The organism is Streptomyces sp. NPDC001700 (assembly GCF_053596435.1).
In genome coordinates this window covers 478493-496771 of record NZ_JBSFGE010000005.1, presented here as the reverse complement: position 1 = coordinate 496771, position 18279 = coordinate 478493, and the positions used below count along the sequence as shown (strand labels likewise).

Sequence of the window (18279 nt, the reverse complement as noted above, 5' to 3'; positions counted from 1 at the left end):
CCGCCCCGACCGGGGATTTCATCCATGGGTTCGCGGTGGGACCGGTACGCGCGTAGTGAGTCCGAGCCCTCGGAAGGACCCCCTCTTGGCCGCCTCGCGCAACGCCTCGACTGCCAATACGAACAATGGCGCCAGCACCGCCCCGCTGCGCATCTCCTTTGCGAAGATCAAGGAGCCTCTCGAGGTTCCGAACCTCCTTGCACTGCAGACCGAGAGCTTCGATTGGCTGCTCGGCAATGCCGCCTGGAAGGCTCGTGTCGAGGCTGCGCTGGACAGTGGTCAGGACGTCCCCACCAAGTCCGGTCTGGAGGAGATCTTCGAGGAGATCTCCCCGATCGAGGACTTCTCCGGGTCGATGTCCCTGACCTTCCGCGATCACCGCTTCGAGCCGCCGAAGAACTCGATCGACGAGTGCAAGGAGCGCGACTTCACGTACGCCGCTCCGCTCTTCGTCACCGCCGAGTTCACCAACAACGAGACCGGCGAGATCAAGTCCCAGACGGTCTTCATGGGCGACTTCCCGCTCATGACCAACAAGGGCACCTTCTGCATCAACGGCACCGAGCGTGTCGTCGTCTCGCAGCTGGTCCGCTCGCCGGGTGTGTACTTCGACTCCTCCATCGACAAGACGTCCGACAAGGACATCTTCTCGGCCAAGATCATCCCGTCCCGGGGTGCCTGGCTGGAGATGGAGATCGACAAGCGCGACATGGTCGGTGTCCGCATCGACCGCAAGCGCAAGCAGTCCGTCACCGTCCTGCTCAAGGCGCTCGGCTGGACCACCGAGCAGATCCTCGAGGAGTTCGGCGAGTACGAGTCCATGCGCGCCACCCTGGAGAAGGACCACACCCAGGGCCAGGACGACGCGCTGCTCGACATCTACCGCAAGCTGCGCCCGGGCGAGCCGCCGACGCGTGAGGCCGCGCAGACGCTGCTGGAGAACCTGTACTTCAACCCGAAGCGCTACGACCTCGCCAAGGTCGGCCGGTACAAGGTCAACAAGAAGCTCGGCGCGGACGCCCCCCTCGACGCCGGCGTGCTGACCACCGACGATGTCATCGCGACCATCAAGTACCTGGTCAAGCTGCACGCGGGCGAGACCGAGACGGTCGGCGAGGCCGGCGACATGATCGTCGTCGAGACCGACGACATCGACCACTTCGGCAACCGCCGCCTGCGGAACGTCGGCGAGCTGATCCAGAACCAGGTCCGCACCGGTCTGGCCCGTATGGAGCGCGTCGTCCGCGAGCGGATGACCACCCAGGACGTCGAGGCGATCACGCCGCAGACCCTGATCAACATCCGGCCGGTCGTCGCCTCCATCAAGGAGTTCTTCGGCACCAGCCAGCTGTCGCAGTTCATGGACCAGACCAACCCGCTGTCGGGTCTGACCCACAAGCGCCGTCTGTCGGCGCTGGGCCCGGGTGGTCTGAGCCGTGAGCGGGCCGGGTTCGAGGTCCGCGACGTGCACCCCTCGCACTATGGCCGTATGTGCCCGATTGAGACGCCGGAAGGACCGAACATTGGTCTGATCGGCTCGCTCGCCTCCTACGGCCGGGTCAACGCCTTCGGCTTCGTCGAGACCCCGTACCGCAAGGTCCACGAGGGTGTCGTCACCGACAAGGTGGACTTCCTCACCGCCGATGAGGAAGACCGCTTCGTCATCGCCCAGGCGAACGCGCCGCTGGCCGAGGACAACACGTACGCGGAGAACCGCGTCCTGGTCCGCCGCCGTGGCGGCGAGGTCGACTACGTGCCCGGCTCCGAGGTCGACTACATGGACGTCTCGCCGCGCCAGATGGTGTCGGTCGCGACCGCCATGATCCCCTTCCTCGAGCACGACGACGCCAACCGCGCGCTCATGGGCTCGAACATGATGCGTCAGGCCGTGCCGCTGATCAAGGCGGAGTCCCCGCTGGTCGGCACCGGCATGGAGTACCGCTGCGCGGTCGACGCCGGCGACGTCATCAAGGCCGAGAAGGACGGTGTCGTCCAGGAGGTCTCCGCCGACTACGTGACGGTGGCCAACGACGACGGCACCTACACCACGTACCGGATCGCCAAGTTCTCCCGCTCCAACCAGGGCACCTCCTTCAACCAGAAGGTCGTCGTGGACGAGGGCGCCCGCGTCATCACCGGCCAGGTCCTGGCCGACGGTCCGTCCACCGAGGACGGCGAGATGGCGCTCGGCAAGAACCTCCTCGTCGCGTTCATGCCGTGGGAGGGCCACAACTACGAAGACGCGATCATCCTCAGCCAGCGGCTGGTGCAGGACGACGTCCTCTCCTCGATCCACATCGAGGAGCACGAGGTCGACGCCCGGGACACCAAGCTCGGCCCCGAGGAGATCACCCGGGACATCCCGAACGTCTCCGAGGAGGTCCTGGCCGACCTGGACGAGCGCGGCATCATCCGCATCGGCGCCGAGGTCGTGGCCGGGGACATCCTGGTCGGCAAGGTCACCCCGAAGGGTGAGACCGAGCTGACCCCGGAGGAGCGCCTGCTGCGCGCGATCTTCGGTGAGAAGGCCCGTGAGGTCCGCGACACCTCGCTGAAGGTGCCGCACGGCGAGATCGGCAAGGTCATCGGCGTCCGCGTCTTCGACCGCGAAGAGGGCGACGAGCTGCCCCCCGGCGTGAACCAGCTGGTCCGCGTCTACGTGGCGCAGAAGCGCAAGATCACCGACGGTGACAAGCTCGCCGGCCGCCACGGCAACAAGGGCGTCATCTCGAAGATCCTGCCGGTCGAGGACATGCCGTTCCTGGAGGACGGCACCCCGGTCGACATCATCCTCAACCCGCTGGGTGTCCCGTCCCGAATGAACCCGGGACAGGTCCTGGAGATCCACCTCGGCTGGCTGGCCTCCCGGGGCTGGAAGGTCGAGGGCTCCGAGGAGTGGATGCAGCGGCTGCAGGCGATCGGCGCCGACGAGGTCCAGCCCGGCACCAACGTCGCGACCCCGGTCTTCGACGGTGCCCGTGAGGACGAGATCGCCGGTCTCTTCAACTCGACGATCCCGAACCGCGACGGGGACCGCCTGGTCCAGCCGTCCGGCAAGGCCCGGCTCTTCGACGGCCGCTCCGGCGAGCCGTTCCCGGACCCGATCTCGGTCGGCTTCATGTACATCCTCAAGCTGCACCACCTGGTGGACGACAAGCTGCACGCCCGGTCCACCGGTCCGTACTCGATGATCACCCAGCAGCCGCTGGGCGGTAAGGCTCAGTTCGGTGGCCAGCGCTTCGGAGAGATGGAGGTGTGGGCGCTGGAGGCTTATGGCGCCGCGTACGCCCTCCAGGAGCTGCTGACCATCAAGTCCGACGACGTCACCGGCCGCGTGAAGGTCTACGAGGCCATCGTCAAGGGCGAGAACATCCCCGAGCCCGGCATCCCCGAGTCCTTCAAGGTGCTCATCAAGGAGATGCAGTCCCTGTGCCTCAACGTGGAGGTGCTGTCCAGCGACGGCATGTCCATCGAGATGCGCGACACCGACGAGGACGTCTTCCGCGCTGCGGAGGAGCTCGGCATCGACCTGTCGCGGCGCGAGCCGAGCAGCGTCGAAGAGGTCTGACGGGTCTGGCCGGGGCGGCACGTACGACCCGCCCCGGCCTCTCCCCGGACCCCCAGTCAGACCCGAAGACACGACCCTGAAAGAGGGATTGACGACAAGTGCTCGACGTCAACTTCTTCGACGAGCTGCGGATCGGCCTCGCCACTGCTGACGACATCCGTCAGTGGTCCCACGGTGAGGTCAAGAAGCCGGAGACCATCAACTACCGCACCCTGAAGCCCGAAAAGGACGGACTCTTCTGCGAGAAGATCTTCGGTCCGACCCGGGACTGGGAGTGCTACTGCGGCAAGTACAAGCGCGTCCGCTTCAAGGGCATCATCTGTGAGCGCTGTGGCGTCGAGGTCACCCGCGCCAAGGTGCGCCGTGAGCGGATGGGCCACATCGAGCTGGCCGCTCCCGTTACCCACATCTGGTACTTCAAGGGCGTCCCGAGCCGTCTGGGTTATCTGCTCGACCTCGCCCCGAAGGACCTCGAAAAGGTCATCTACTTCGCCGCCTACATGATCACGTGGGTCGACGAGGAGCGCCGTACGCGCGACCTGCCCTCGCTGGAGGCCCACGTCTCCGTCGAGCGCCAGCAGGTCGAGCAGCGTCGCGACGCCGACCTGGAGGCCCGCGCCAAGAAGCTCGAGGCGGACCTCGCCGACCTGGAGGCCGAGGGCGCCAAGGCCGATGTGCGCCGCAAGGTGCGCGAGGGCGCCGAGCGCGAGATGAAGCAGCTGCGCGACCGCGCCCAGCGCGAGATCGACCGTCTCGACGAGGTGTGGAACCGCTTCAAGAGCCTCAAGGTCCAGGACCTGGAGGGCGACGAGCTGCTCTACCGCGAGCTGCGCGACCGCTTCGGCACGTACTTCATGGGCGGCATGGGCGCCGCTGCCCTGCAGAAGCGCCTGGAGTCCTTCGACCTCGATGAAGAGGCCGAGAAGCTCCGCGAGATCATCCGGACCGGCAAGGGCCAGAAGAAGACCCGTGCGCTCAAGCGCCTCAAGGTCGTCTCCGCCTTCCTGCAGACCCGCAACAGCCCCAACGGCATGGTGCTGGACTGCATCCCGGTGATCCCGCCGGACCTGCGTCCGATGGTGCAGCTGGACGGTGGCCGCTTCGCGACCTCCGACCTGAACGACCTGTACCGCCGTGTGATCAACCGGAACAACCGCCTCAAGCGTCTCCTTGACCTCGGTGCCCCCGAGATCATCGTGAACAACGAGAAGCGGATGCTGCAGGAGGCCGTCGACGCGCTGTTCGACAACGGCCGCCGCGGCCGCCCGGTGACCGGTCCCGGTAACCGTCCGCTGAAGTCCCTCAGCGACATGCTGAAGGGTAAGCAGGGCCGGTTCCGTCAGAACCTGCTCGGTAAGCGCGTCGACTACTCGGCCCGTTCCGTCATCGTCGTCGGCCCGCAGCTCAAGCTGCACCAGTGCGGTCTGCCCAAGGCCATGGCGCTGGAGCTCTTCAAGCCGTTCGTGATGAAGCGCCTGGTGGACCTGAACCACGCGCAGAACATCAAGTCGGCCAAGCGCATGGTCGAGCGCGGCCGCACGGTCGTGTACGACGTGCTCGAAGAGGTCATCGCCGAGCACCCGGTGCTGCTGAACCGTGCGCCGACCCTGCACCGCCTCGGCATCCAGGCCTTCGAGCCGCAGCTGGTCGAGGGCAAGGCCATTCAGATTCACCCGCTCGTCTGCACCGCGTTCAACGCGGACTTCGACGGTGACCAGATGGCCGTGCACCTGCCGCTGTCCGCGGAGGCGCAGGCCGAGGCCCGCATCCTGATGCTGTCCTCGAACAACATCCTCAAGCCGGCCGACGGCCGGCCGGTGACCATGCCGACCCAGGACATGGTGCTGGGCCTGTTCTTCCTCACCACCGACGAGGAGGAGCGCAAGGTCATCGGCGAGGGCCGGTCCTTCGGCTCCAGCGCCGAGGCGATCATGGCGTTCGACGCCCGGGAGCTGTCGCTCCAGGCGAAGATCGACATCCGCTTCCCGATCGGCACCGTCCCGCCCCGCGGCTGGACCCCGCCGGCTCCGGAAGAGGGCGAGCCCGCCTGGCAGCAGGGCGACAGCTTCCGGCTGCGCACCACGCTGGGCCGCGCGCTCTTCAACGAGCTGCTGCCCGAGGACTACCCGTTCGTCGACTACTCGGTGGGCAAGAAGCAGCTCTCCGAGATCGTCAACGACCTCGCCGAGCGCTACCCCAAGGTCATCGTCGCGGCGACCCTGGACAACCTGAAGGCGGCCGGTTTCCACTGGGCCACCCGCTCCGGTGTCACCGTGGCCATCTCCGACATCGTCGTGCCCGAGGCCAAGAAGGCCATCATCACGGGCTACGAGGCGCAGGACGAGAAGGTCCAGAAGCAGTACGAGCGCGGTCTGATCACCAAGGACGAGCGCACCCAGGAACTCATCGCGATCTGGACCAAGGCGACCAACGAGGTCTCCGAGGCGATGAACGCGAACTTCCCGAAGACCAACCCGATCTTCATGATGGTCGACTCGGGCGCGCGCGGAAACATGATGCAGATGCGTCAGATCGCCGGTATGCGTGGTCTGGTGTCCAACGCGAAGAACGAGACCATCCCGCGGCCCATTAAGGCGTCGTTCCGTGAGGGTCTCTCCGTGCTGGAGTACTTCATCTCCACCCACGGTGCCCGTAAGGGTCTCGCGGACACCGCCCTGCGTACCGCCGACTCGGGTTACCTGACCCGTCGTCTGGTGGACGTCTCGCAGGACGTGATCATCCGCGAGGAGGACTGCGGCACCGAGCGCGGCCTCAAGCTGGCGATCGCGACCACGGGCGCGGACGGTGTGCTGCGCAAGACCGAGGACGTCGAGACCAGCGTGTACGCGCGCTGCCTCGCCGAGGACATCGTCGTGGACGGGAAGGTCCTGGCCCCGGCCGGCACCGACCTGGGCGACGTGCTCATCGACGAGCTGGTCCGGCACGGCGTCGGCACGGTCAAGACCCGCTCGGTGCTCACCTGTGAGTCCGCCGTCGGCACCTGCGCCATGTGCTACGGCCGCTCGCTGGCGACCGGCAAGCTGGTGGACATCGGCGAGGCCGTCGGCATTATCGCCGCCCAGTCCATCGGTGAGCCCGGCACCCAGCTGACGATGCGTACCTTCCACACCGGTGGTGTGGCCGGTGACGACATCACCCAGGGTCTGCCGCGTGTCGTCGAGCTCTTCGAGGCCCGTACGCCCAAGGGCGTCGCGCCGATCTCGGAGGCGGCCGGCCGCGTCCGGATCGAGGAGACCGAGAAGACCAAGAAGCTCGTCGTCACCCCGGACGACGGTTCCGACGAGACCGCCTACGGCGTCTCCAAGCGGGCCCGTCTGCTGGTGGGCGAGGGCGACCACGTCGAGGTCGGCCAGGCGCTGACCGTGGGTGCCACCAACCCGCACGACGTGCTGCGCATCCTCGGCCAGCGCGCCGTCCAGGTGCACCTGGTCGGCGAGGTCCAGAAGGTCTACAACTCGCAGGGTGTGTCGATCCACGACAAGCACATCGAGATCATCATCCGGCAGATGCTGCGCCGGGTCACGATCATCGAGTCCGGCGACGCGGAGCTGCTGCCGGGCGAGCTGGTGGAGCGTACGCGCTTCGAGGGTGAGAACCGTCGTGTGGTGCAGGAAGGCGGCCACCCGGCCTCCGGCCGTCCGCAGCTGATGGGTATCACCAAGGCCTCGCTGGCGACCGAGTCCTGGCTGTCGGCGGCGTCCTTCCAGGAGACGACCCGGGTGCTCACCGACGCGGCGATCAACGCCAAGTCGGACTCCCTGATCGGCCTCAAGGAGAACGTCATCATCGGTAAGCTCATCCCGGCCGGTACGGGCCTGTCCCGCTACCGCAACATCCGGGTCGAGCCGACCGAGGAGGCGAAGGCCGCGATGTACTCGGCCGTCGGCTACGACGACATCGACTACTCGCCGTTCGGCACCGGCTCCGGCCAGGCCGTCCCGCTGGAGGACTACGACTACGGTCCGTACAACCAGTAAGAGCGTCGATCTGTTCACAGGGCGGCCACCCCATGGCGGGGTGGCCGCCCTGCGGCTATGCTCCGGGTTGGTGTGTCCAGCGCGTGTGCATTTGTTTTGACCGGAGCCGATGCGGTAGGTACGCTCTGACCTTGTGCCTGGGGTGTCCCTGGGCTCCCGTATGCGCTAAGCGCTGCCGGGGGGCCGAGGTGTCGACACCAACAATTCGCACTCTCCTGACATTCGCAGGGGACTGCGGTGCGCGACACACCCGACCGCGTGGGTCGGAGAAACCCCAGGTTAGCTTTATCGAGATCGGCACACAGAAACCGGAGAAACGGTGCCTACGATCCAGCAGCTGGTCCGCAAGGGCCGCCAGGACAAGGTCGAGAAGAACAAGACTCCCGCACTGGCGGGGTCGCCGCAGCGTCGTGGCACGTGCACTCGCGTGTTCACCACGACGCCGAAGAAGCCGAACTCGGCGCTCCGTAAGGTCGCGCGTGTCCGGCTGAGCAGTGGGATCGAGGTCACCGCCTACGTCCCGGGTGAGGGGCACAACCTGCAGGAGCACTCCATCGTGCTCGTGCGCGGCGGTCGTGTGAAGGACCTGCCGGGTGTTCGTTACAAGATCATCCGCGGCTCCCTCGACACGCAGGGCGTCAAGAACCGCAAGCAGGCTCGCAGCCGCTACGGCGCCAAGAAGGAGAAGTAAACATGCCTCGTAAGGGTCCCGCCCCGAAGCGCCCGGTCATCATCGACCCGGTTTACAACTCTCCTCTGGTGACTTCGCTCATCAACAAGGTCCTGCTGAACGGCAAGCGCTCCACCGCCGAGCGCATTGTCTACGGCGCCATGGAGGGCCTGCGTGAGAAGTCCGGCAACGACCCGGTCATCACGCTCAAGCGCGCGCTGGAGAACGTGAAGCCGACCCTCGAGGTCCGCTCCCGTCGTGTCGGTGGCGCCACCTACCAGGTGCCGGTCGAGGTTCGTCCCGGCCGCTCCTCCACCCTCGCGCTGCGCTGGCTCGTGGGCTACTCCCGCGCCCGTCGCGAGAAGACCATGACCGAGCGCCTGATGAACGAGCTGCTGGACGCCAGCAACGGTCTCGGCGCCTCCGTCAAGCGTCGCGAGGACACCCACAAGATGGCCGAGTCCAACAAGGCCTTCGCGCACTACCGCTGGTAGTCGCTACCCCATCGAGACCGAGAGAAGACTGAGCCATATGGCCACCACTTCACTTGACCTGGCCAAGGTCCGCAACATCGGGATCATGGCCCACATCGACGCGGGCAAGACGACGACCACCGAGCGGATCCTGTTCTACACCGGTGTGAGCTACAAGATCGGTGAGGTCCACGACGGCGCTGCCACGATGGACTGGATGGAGCAGGAGCAGGAGCGCGGCATCACGATCACGTCCGCCGCGACGACCTGTCACTGGCCGCTCGAGAACATCGATCACACGATCAACATCATTGACACCCCGGGGCACGTCGACTTCACCGTCGAGGTGGAGCGTTCGCTGCGCGTCCTCGACGGTGCCGTGACGGTGTTCGACGGTGTGGCCGGCGTTGAGCCGCAGTCCGAGACCGTTTGGCGTCAGGCGGACCGCTACGGCGTGCCGCGTATCTGCTTCGTCAACAAGCTCGACCGCACCGGTGCGGAGTTCCACCGCTGCGTCGACATGATCACGGACCGCCTGGGCGCGGTGCCGCTGGTCATGCAGCTGCCGATCGGTACCGAGGCCGACTTCAAGGGTGTTATCGACCTCGTCACCATGAAGGCGCTGGTCTGGAACATCGAGGCCTCCAAGGGCGAGATGTACGACACCGTCGACATCCCGGACACCCACACCGAGGCCGCCGACGAGTGGCGCGGCAAGCTGCTCGAGACCGTCGCCGAGAACGACGAAGAGATGATGGAGCTGTACCTGGAGGGCGAGGAGCCCTCCGTGGAGCAGCTGTACGCGGCGATCCGCCGCATCACCATCGCCTCCGGCGTGGGCGGCGGCACGACCGTCACCCCCGTGTTCTGCGGCACCGCGTTCAAGAACAAGGGCGTGCAGCCCCTGCTCGACGCGGTCGTCCGGTACCTGCCGTCGCCGATCGACGTCGAGGCGGTCGAGGGCCACTCGGTCAAGGACCCCGAAGAGATCATCAAGCGGCGTCCGACCGAGGAAGAGCCGCTGTCGGCTCTGGCGTTCAAGATCGCGAGCGACCCGCACCTCGGCAAGCTCACCTTCATCCGGGTTTACTCGGGCCGTCTCGTGGCCGGCACTCAGGTGCTGAACTCCGTGAAGGGCAAGAAGGAGCGCATCGGCAAGATCTACCGGATGCACGCGAACAAGCGTGAGGAGATCGAGTCGGTGGGTGCCGGTGACATCGTCGCCGTCATGGGTCTGAAGCAGACCACCACCGGTGAGACCCTCTGCGACGCGTCGAGCCCGGTGATCCTCGAGTCCATGGACTTCCCGGCCCCGGTCATCGAGGTGGCCATCGAGCCGAAGTCCAAGGGCGACCAGGAGAAGCTGGCCGTCGCGATTCAGCGGCTGGCCGAGGAGGACCCGTCCTTCCGCGTCAAGACTGACGAGGAGACCGGCCAGACCATCATCGCCGGTATGGGTGAGCTTCACCTCGACGTGCTGGTCGACCGCATGAAGCGCGAGTTCAAGGTCGAGGCCAACGTCGGCAAGCCGCAGGTGGCCTACCGCGAGACCCTGAACAAGGCGGTCGAGCGGTACGACTACACGCACAAGAAGCAGACTGGTGGTTCCGGCCAGTTCGCCAAGGTGCAGATCGCGCTGGAGCCGCTCGAGGGCGATGGCTACGAGTTCGAGAACAAGGTCACCGGTGGCCGTATCCCGCGGGAGTACATCCCGTCCGTGGACGCGGGCTGCCAGGAGGCCATGGAGTTCGGTGTGCTCGCCGGATACCCGCTGACCGGCGTCAAGGTCGTGCTTCTCGACGGTGGCTACCACGAGGTCGACTCCTCCGAGATGGCCTTCAAGATCGCCGGTTCGATGGCCTTCAAGGAGGCCGCCCGCAAGGCCAGCCCGGCCCTGCTCGAGCCGATGATGAAGGTCGAGGTCACGACGCCCGAGGACTACATGGGTGACGTGATCGGCGACATCAACTCCCGCCGTGGTCAGATCCAGTCCATGGAGGACCGTAGCGGCGCCAAGCTGGTGATCGGTCTGGTCCCGCTGTCAGAGATGTTCGGCTACGTGGGCGACCTGCGCAGCAAGACCTCTGGCCGCGCCAGCTACTCCATGCAGTTCGACTCCTACGCCGAGGTTCCCAAGAACGTCGCTGAGGAGATCATCGCGAAGGCCAAGGGCGAGTAACGCGGGTTCATCCGCATTCCTCACCCTTTAGGCTGGAGCAAGAGGCATCGGGTGTTCCGTCATAGATCGTCCACCGTGGCGGTCCATGACGGGGCCCCGGCCGCCGGCCCCCATAACGAATACGGCGAAGGGCATCCCCCTCGGGGTCCTGGCCGGTTCGGTAAGACCACCTGAACCCGTCCGCAAGGCGCGGATGCGTTACAGAACCACTCCGTAGGAGGACCCCAGTGGCGAAGGCGAAGTTCGAGCGGACTAAGCCGCACGTCAACATCGGCACCATCGGTCACATCGACCACGGTAAGACCACTCTTACCGCGGCGATCACCAAGGTGCTGCACGACGCGTTCCCGGACCTGAACGAGGCCTCGGCCTTCGACATGATCGACAAGGCGCCGGAAGAGCGCCAGCGCGGTATTACGATCTCCATCGCGCACGTCGAGTACCAGACGGACTCGCGTCACTACGCGCACGTTGACTGCCCCGGTCACGCGGACTACATCAAGAACATGATCACCGGTGCCGCGCAGATGGACGGCGCCATCCTCGTGGTCGCCGCCACCGACGGCCCGATGCCGCAGACCAAGGAGCACGTGCTCCTGGCCCGCCAGGTCGGCGTTCCGTACATCGTCGTCGCCCTGAACAAGGCCGACATGGTGGACGACGAGGAGATCCTGGAGCTCGTCGAGCTCGAGGTCCGCGAGCTGCTCTCCGAGTACGAGTTCCCGGGCGACGACGTCCCGGTCGTCAAGGTCTCGGCGCTCAAGGCGCTCGAGGGCGACGCCGAGTGGGGCAAGTCCGTCCTCGACCTCATGAAGGCCGTCGACGACGCGATCCCGCAGCCGGAGCGTGACGTCGACAAGCCGTTCCTCATGCCGATCGAGGACGTCTTCACCATCACCGGTCGCGGTACGGTCGTCACCGGCCGTATCGAGCGCGGTGTGCTGAAGGTCAACGAGAACGTCGACATCATCGGCATCAAGCAGGACAAGACCTCGACCACCGTCACCGGTATCGAGATGTTCCGCAAGCTGCTCGACGAGGGCCAGGCCGGTGAGAACGTCGGTCTGCTGCTCCGCGGCATCAAGCGCGAGGACGTCGAGCGCGGCCAGGTCATCATCAAGCCGGGCTCGGTCACCCCGCACACCGAGTTCGAGGCGCAGGCGTACATCCTGTCCAAGGACGAGGGTGGCCGCCACACGCCGTTCTTCAACAACTACCGTCCGCAGTTCTACTTCCGTACCACGGACGTGACGGGCGTTGTGACCCTCCCCGAGGGCACCGAGATGGTCATGCCGGGCGACAACACCGAGATGTCCGTCTCGCTGATCCAGCCGGTCGCCATGGAGGAGGGCCTGAAGTTCGCCATCCGTGAGGGTGGCCGGACCGTCGGCGCCGGTCAGGTCACCAAGATCACCAAGTGATCTGACGCTCTTCGGAGCACGCTCCCCGGAGCACCGAGCCCCACTCGCCTTCACCGGCGGGTGGGGCTTTTCCGTATCTGGGTACCCGGCCATCCGCATCGAAGCTGAGTTCGACTTCGGGAGTACGGATGATGACCAACGGCAAGATCGCGGTCGCGATCGCGGGAGGCTACCTCCTGGGGCGCACCAAGAAGGTCAAACTCGCCATCGGCCTGGGCATGTTGCTCGCCGGGAAGAAGATCACCCTGGATCCGCAGCAGCTGGCGCGGGCGGTCGCCGACTCACCGCTGCTGAGCGGTCTGAACGCGCAGGCGCGCAAGGAGCTGAGCGGGGCCGCCAAGACGGCCGCGACCCGCGCCCTGTCCACCCGCATGAACGGCCTCGCCGACTCGCTGCAGGACCGCACGGCGGCCCTGCGGGGCGAGGAGGCGGACGAGGAGCGCGCGGCGGACGAGCACGAGCCCGCCGACGAGGAGAGCGAACGCAAACCCCCGGCGCGACGCCGCAAGGCGCCGCAGGCCAAGGCGCCGCAGGCCAAGGCGGCCAAGGCCCCTGCCGGACGGGCGCGCACGGCGGCGAAGAAGACCGCGAAGACCGCCGGGGGCCGCAATGGCTGACACGTTGGGCAAGCTGAAGGACGACATCGTGCGCAGCCCGGCCGCCGACCGCCTCAAGGACGAGCTGCAGTCCTACGTCCAGGCCCGGGCGACCCACACGCTCTCCGGGCTCGGCACCGGTCTCGCCAAGGGCACCCAGGCGCTCGCCGAGGGGAAGTCGCCGGGCCAGGCCGTGTTCAAGGCCGGAGCCTCCCAGCTGAAGGAAACGCTGAAGGACAAGATCAAGGGCGCGTTCGGCAAGGGCAAGGGCGGCAAGAGCGGCGGCGGCAAGTCCAAGAGCGTCGCGGTGGTCGAGGACATCGACGTCGGGGTGCCGGTCCGCGAGGCGTACGACCAGTGGACCCAGTTCCAGGAGTTCAGCACCTTCGCCAAGGGCGTCGTCAGCGTCGAGAAGGCCGACGACACCAGCAGCAACTGGAAGGTGAAGGTCGCCAAGTCCACGCGCAGCTGGAAGGCCAACGTCACCGAGCAGGTGCCCGACGAGCGGATCAGCTGGACGACCGAGGGCGCCAAGGGCACCGTCAAGGGCGTCGTCACCTTCCACGCGCTCGGCGACAGCCTCACCCGGGTGCTGCTGGTGCTGGAGTACTTCCCCAAGGGCCTGTTCGAGAAGACCGGCAACATCTGGCGCGCCCAGGGCCGCCGGGCGCGGCTCGATCTGAAGCTCTACCGCAAGTTCATCATGATGCGCGGCGAGGCCACGGACGGCTGGCGCGGGGAGATCCGGGACGGCGAGGTCGTGGTCGACCACGAGACGGCCGTGGCGGAGGAAGAGGAAGAGCGCGACGAAGAGGCCGAGGCCGGGGCCGGGGGAGAGGCCGATGAGCCGCGGGCCGAGCAGGACGACGAGGACGCGGCGTACGAGGACGAGCCGGAGGACGAGCCCGAGGACGAGGACGAATCCGAGGGCGAGGGCGACGAGGCGGAGTTCGCCGACGAGGACGAGGAGGCGGCGTACGAGGAGGACGCCGACGCCGAGCCCGAGGACGAGTACGAGGAGGAGCCCGCCGAGGCCGACGAGCCCGCCGAGGCCGACGAGCCCGTCGAGGACGCCGAGCCCGTCGAGGACGGCGAGGACGCCGAGGACGCCGAGCCCGAGCGTCCGCGGCGGCGGCGTAAGGCGGCGGCCGCTCGCGGCTGACGTCCCCGCCGCGCCACCGCTGGAGCGCCCCCGGCCGATACGACGGGCCGGGGGCGCCCGTTACGCCCTCGACGTGGGGCGCGGGCGCCAGATCCAGGGCGTGGCGTCCGGCGCGACGCCCACCACACACGCCCCCTGATCCGGGTCGGCCAGCAGCGCGGGGGCGCCCACCGGGGTGAGGTGGCCGGGGGAGCGCAGCGGGCGGTCGTCAGGGCCGGTGCCCCACTGGACCTGGACGTCGCCGTCGAGGCTGCGGCCGAGCAGGAGCAGGGTGGTGGCCTTGCCGTCCTCGCCGTCCCCGCCCTCCTTGCCGGGCTCCGGCACGGTGTGCGCGGCGATGGCCCCGTACCCCTCGAAGTGCCGCACCGTGCGGCCCTCCGTACTGGATTCCGTGCCGTGGAGGGCGGGCACGGTCGCCGCCGGGGTGCGGTAGACCAGCGAGAGCGAGCCGTCGGGGGCGATCGCGGCGCCGATCTGGTTGCCGCCGGGGCGGGGCAGTCCGGCGGCGGTGCGCAGAGCGACGGGGCCGCCCGGCCGCTCCTGCGACCAGTGGTGCACGGTGTCGCGGCCCGGGGCGACGACATGGGCGCGGCCCTCGCGGTCGACCAGGGCGGTCAGCCCGTCCTGGATCTCCGCGCCGCCGAGCCGCTCCCACGGGCCCCAGCGGCCCTCGGCGTCCCGTACCCGGGTGGCGAGGCCCTTCTCGGCGGTCCGTACGAAGAGGTGGACCTTGCCGTCCGGGGTGGCGACCGCCGTGGGGCAGCCGACGCGGCGGCCGTGCTCGGGGTTGGCCTCGGGGGTGCCGAGCCCGGTCCAGGCGCGGAACGGCCCGCCCGGGCGGCGCTGTTCCAGGGCCACGATCTCGCGCAGATTGGCGCCGCCCTGCCCGTCCAGCGCCGCGAACCGCAGCGCCAGCAGCACTTGGCGTCCCGCGCTGTCGGTCACGGCGCTCAAGCCGGGGGCCAGCGGCCCGCCGCCGAGCCCGAGCGGCGCCCCGAACCGCCCGCTGCCACGGGCGGTTTCGCGCCACCGGACGGCCTGGGCGCCGAGGACGCCGTACGCGACGAGACGGCCCTCGCGGTCGGTGGTGGGAGTGGGCAGGGCGCTGGGGTAGCGGTAGTGGGTGGAGCGGATCCAGCCCTTGCGGTTCTTGAGCGGCCGCATGCCGCCCTGGCTGTAGTCGCCGCAGCCCGCGCTCTCACCGCACTTCCACTCGGGTGAGCCGCCGTACGCCTTGATCACGCGGGCCTTCTGGGCCAGCACGGCGGGCGGCAGATTGTGCGGCCAGCGCTGGTTGTAGTAGCCGCGGAAGGACGTGGTGGTGAAGCGCGGCGCCCGGTGGTCCCGGCGGGTGGACTCGGCGGCCCACTGCGCGATCGCCTTCCAGGTGAACAGCGCGACGGGGGTGTGGTCCCGGTGGTCCGAGCAGCCCGGCTGGTCGTTGTCCCTGGGGCGCAGCGCGTCGTGGACCTGGAAGTCGGGGTCGGGGTCGAGGGTGTGGATCAGGGTGGGCCGGTAGCGGTCCATGATCTCGGCGAGCACGTCGACCAGCGTCTGGTGGACGTACGAGCTGGGGTGTGCCACCGGGGAGCCCTCGGCGAGCAGCGTCCGCATGACCGTGCCGGGGGTGTCCCACAGGTCGGGCATGCGCAGGTGGCCCTCGGACAGCATGGCGATGTTGAGGAAGATCAGCCGCACTCTGCGGGCGCCGTTGGCGAGCACGTTCGACTCCGCCTTGACGCCGCCGGGCAGGTTCAGCACCGACCGCTGCCACGGCGTGAACTGGTTCAGCCCCAGCATCTGCGCGTACGCCTGGCGCAGCCCCTGGTGGCGGGCGGCGGAGTACGCGGCCTTGTCCGGCGGCGGCAGCGGCCGCCCGGCCACCTTGTTGAGGCCCAGCGCCTCGCCCGCCGTGACGTACACGCTCACCACGGGGACCCCGGAGCGCAGCACGTGCTCGTTGTCGGGGTTCATGAAGTACAGGTCGTCATCGGGGTGCGCCATGACCTGGAGCAGGGTGCCCCGCTTGTCCCCGACCGCCGGGGTGAACGGCTCGGCGGCCCCCGGGCTGCTGGTCGTCCGGGCCGGGGCGGCGGGGGCGGCGGAAGCCCCGGGACGGCTGCTGCACCCGGTGGCAGCGGCGGCGGTGAGGGCCGCCACCGCGGCCAGTGCCTGCCTGCGTGTCGCGCGCGCGGGCAGAGTCCATCGACTGTTCAATTTGGTGACCCTGTCACTTGTGCAGCGCGAAATATCCGGGCTGCTTCCACGTGATAGGGGACGGCTGATGATCTTGGATGGTTGTCCGATGACCGGGAGGTGTCGGTCACACTCCGGACGCGCCCCTAGGCGACCGAGGGGCCGCCGAGGTAACGCCCGGCCTTGGTGTAGGGCCAGGCGTTGGCGACGCAGCCCTTCAGCCCGTCTATCTGCTGCATCATCGCCGGGGCGGGCTTGCCCTTGCCGGGGCAGGTCTCATGGCCGTGGCCGATGCGGTGGCCCACCTCATGGTTGATGATCAGCGCCCGGTATTCGCCGATCGGGCCGTCGAACTCGGGGGAACCGGTGTTCCAGCGCGTGAGGTTGACCATGACCTGCGTTCCGGCGGCGCAGTTGACCTTGCCCCGGGTCTTCAGCCCGGCCTGCCCGCAGATGTCGTCGACCGTGTCCGGGGTGGCGATCTTCACCTCGAAGTCGTAGGTGCCGTCGGCGACCAGCTGGAAGGAGTGCTTCTGGTCCCGGGTCCAGCCGCGCTGGTCCGCGAGGACCGCGGATATCTCGGCCGCGGCCTTCTTCGGGTCGACGCCGGTGCCCTCCTCCACCTGGACCTTGAACCGCCGTACGTCGGCGCCGTCGCCGATGACCTCGCCGGACGCCTTCGCGGTGATGAAGGTGCCGGTCCCCGCGGTGGGCGCGGCGGGGCGCGTGGGCGCGGCGTCGCGGGAGGACCGGGAGGGCGGCGCCGACGGGGCCGACGGCGTCGTGGTGGGGGACTGGCTCGCCACCGGGGAGTCGGCGGCGGAGTCCGAGGGGGTCGACCGCGCGCCGCCGCCGTCCGCCGGTAACAGGACGTACGCCGCCAGCAGGGCTCCGGCCGTCACCGCCGCGCCGGTCAGCAGCGGTACCACCGGCGACCGGCGGCGCCTCCTGCGCCGGGAGCGGCGGTGCGAGGCCCGGGCGGGCGGCGCGGCGGACTGCTCGGCGGACGGTTCGGTGACGGTCATGGGTGGGGGTGCTCCAGGGGGGGTGGGGTGGTACGGGGGGTCGGTCGCGGCTTCAGGAGAAGCGGGCGCTCAGGAGAAGCGGGCCGAGGAGAGCGCGGCCTTGACGCGCGCGACGAGGGCGGAGTCCGGGGAGGCGAGGCAGGCGTACGCGGCGACCGTGCTGTCGGGGTGCCCGGGCAGCGGCTGCCGTCTGCTGAGGAACGCCGTGCCGCCCAGCTCCCGGCAGACCGGGCTGGGGAGCGACTGCTCGACGGGCTGGTCCCGCTCGGGCCGGTCGTAGGACTCCCGGCGCCACAGCAGCAGGGCGCCGTTCTCCGGGAGCCGGGTCACCGGCAGGCACAGCTCGGGGCCGTAGCGGGCGTCCTGGAGGGGTTCGCCGCACGGGCCGTCCGTGGTGCTCGGGGGAGCGATGGACGCCGTGCTCTGCGGTGCCCTCGACGCCATGCCCGGGGTCGAGTCCGGGGTTTGGCCCGCCGCCGTGCTCGACGTCTCGTGCGCCGCCGGGCCCGCCAGGACGTACGTCTCGCTCGCGGGCGCGTCCGTGCCATCCGTGCCATCCGCGCTGTCAGCTCCGTCAGTGCCGTCAACGCGACGCGGCTCCGCCACCCGCCAGTCGTCGGGTACGGACACCCGCAGGCCCAGGTCGCCCGAGACGTCCGGCAGCTTCAGCACCTTCCGGGGCGTCGCCGTCCGGTCCGGTCCCGGCGTCGTGGCCGGGGTGGTGGAGCCGGGCTCGGCGGAGCGGCCGTCGCGCAGGCCGGTGGCCAGCGACACCGCCCCCGCGATCAGCGCGACCACCATGGGGGCGGCCACGACGGCGGTACGCCGCCTGCGGGCCCGCGCCACCCGGTGCCGTACCCGCTCCATGCGGTCCTCCGGCGCCGTCAGCGGCGGGGTACCGGCGTCCGCGAGCCGCCGCAGCCCGGCCGCGGTACGGGCCAGCTCCTCGGTGCCGTACCCGCCGGGGATGTCCTTCGTCGCCATGGTCCTC

General features: G+C 68.7%; 11 protein-coding genes. 8 read left to right on the top strand and 3 right to left on the bottom strand.

Annotated features, from left to right (window positions below; all coding sequences use genetic code 11):
* The first annotated feature begins 85 nt into the window (after window positions 1-85).
* The 8 genes from rpoB to ACWC5C_RS13340 all read left to right on the top strand — a co-directional run bounded on the left by rpoB (window position 86) and on the right by ACWC5C_RS13340 (window position 14067).
* Window positions 86-3568: a DNA-directed RNA polymerase subunit beta gene (gene rpoB, locus ACWC5C_RS13375; RefSeq protein ID WP_450875531.1), complete on the top strand. Its 3483-nt coding sequence runs from the start codon at window positions 86-88 to the stop codon at window positions 3566-3568.
* Window positions 3569-3666: 98 nt separating this feature from the next.
* Window positions 3667-7566, top strand: coding sequence for a DNA-directed RNA polymerase subunit beta' (locus tag ACWC5C_RS13370; RefSeq protein ID WP_450875530.1), 3900 nt, complete (start codon window positions 3667-3669; stop codon window positions 7564-7566).
* Window positions 7567-7885: 319 nt separating this feature from the next.
* Window positions 7886-8257: a 30S ribosomal protein S12 gene (gene rpsL, locus ACWC5C_RS13365; RefSeq protein ID WP_014054153.1), complete on the top strand. Its 372-nt coding sequence runs from the start codon at window positions 7886-7888 to the stop codon at window positions 8255-8257.
* 2 nt (window positions 8258-8259) lie between these two features.
* The gene (rpsG, locus tag ACWC5C_RS13360) at window positions 8260-8730 is read left to right on the top strand and encodes a 30S ribosomal protein S7 (protein WP_014178748.1); all 471 of its coding nucleotides are present in this window, start codon (window positions 8260-8262) and stop codon (window positions 8728-8730) included.
* Window positions 8731-8767: 37 nt separating this feature from the next.
* The gene (gene fusA, locus ACWC5C_RS13355) at window positions 8768-10888 is read left to right on the top strand and encodes an elongation factor G (RefSeq protein ID WP_385440594.1); all 2121 of its coding nucleotides are present in this window, start codon (window positions 8768-8770) and stop codon (window positions 10886-10888) included.
* 227 nt (window positions 10889-11115) lie between these two features.
* Entirely contained in the window at window positions 11116-12309 is a 1194-nt protein-coding gene (tuf, locus tag ACWC5C_RS13350; protein WP_450875529.1) for an elongation factor Tu, read from the top strand.
* A gap of 131 nt (window positions 12310-12440) precedes the next feature.
* Window positions 12441-12926 carry a hypothetical protein gene (locus ACWC5C_RS13345; RefSeq protein ID WP_450875528.1) on the top strand — a complete coding sequence of 162 codons (486 nt, stop codon included), beginning with the start codon at window positions 12441-12443 and terminating at the stop codon, window positions 12924-12926.
* Window positions 12919-14067 (top strand): SRPBCC family protein, encoded by a 1149-nt coding sequence (locus tag ACWC5C_RS13340; protein WP_450875527.1) that lies wholly within the window; start codon window positions 12919-12921, stop codon window positions 14065-14067. Before ACWC5C_RS13345 ends, ACWC5C_RS13340 begins: the two co-directional genes overlap by 8 nt.
* A gap of 60 nt (window positions 14068-14127) precedes the next feature.
* Here ACWC5C_RS13340 and ACWC5C_RS13335 read toward each other — a convergent pair whose 3' ends face one another.
* The 3 genes from ACWC5C_RS13335 to ACWC5C_RS13325 form a co-directional block, all read right to left on the bottom strand.
* A complete protein-coding gene (locus ACWC5C_RS13335) occupies window positions 14128-16284 on the bottom strand; it encodes a PIG-L family deacetylase (RefSeq protein WP_450875526.1) in 2157 nt (718 codons plus the stop codon).
* 125 nt (window positions 16285-16409) lie between these two features.
* Window positions 16410-17288, bottom strand: coding sequence for a DUF3152 domain-containing protein (locus ACWC5C_RS13330; RefSeq protein WP_450875525.1), 879 nt, complete (start codon window positions 17286-17288; stop codon window positions 16410-16412).
* Between the two features lie 69 nt (window positions 17289-17357).
* Window positions 17358-18272: a hypothetical protein gene (locus tag ACWC5C_RS13325; protein WP_450875524.1), complete on the bottom strand. Its 915-nt coding sequence runs from the start codon at window positions 18270-18272 to the stop codon at window positions 17358-17360.
* Window positions 18273-18279: the final 7 nt, after the last annotated feature.

Bases quoted from the DNA above. Each gene is read 5' to 3' on its own strand.
- rpsG (WP_014178748.1), top strand. From the start codon at position 8,260: ATGCCTCGTAAGGGTCCCGCCCCGAAGCGCCCGGTCATCATCGACCCG.
- fusA (WP_385440594.1), top strand. From the start codon at position 8,768: ATGGCCACCACTTCACTTGACCTGGCCAAGGTCCGCAACATCGGGATC.
- ACWC5C_RS13345 (WP_450875528.1), top strand. From the start codon at position 12,441: ATGACCAACGGCAAGATCGCGGTCGCGATCGCGGGAGGCTACCTCCTG.
- ACWC5C_RS13340 (WP_450875527.1), top strand. From the start codon at position 12,919: ATGGCTGACACGTTGGGCAAGCTGAAGGACGACATCGTGCGCAGCCCG.
- ACWC5C_RS13330 (WP_450875525.1), bottom strand. From the start codon at position 17,288: ATGACCGTCACCGAACCGTCCGCCGAGCAGTCCGCCGCGCCGCCCGCC.
- ACWC5C_RS13325 (WP_450875524.1), bottom strand. From the start codon at position 18,272: ATGGCGACGAAGGACATCCCCGGCGGGTACGGCACCGAGGAGCTGGCC.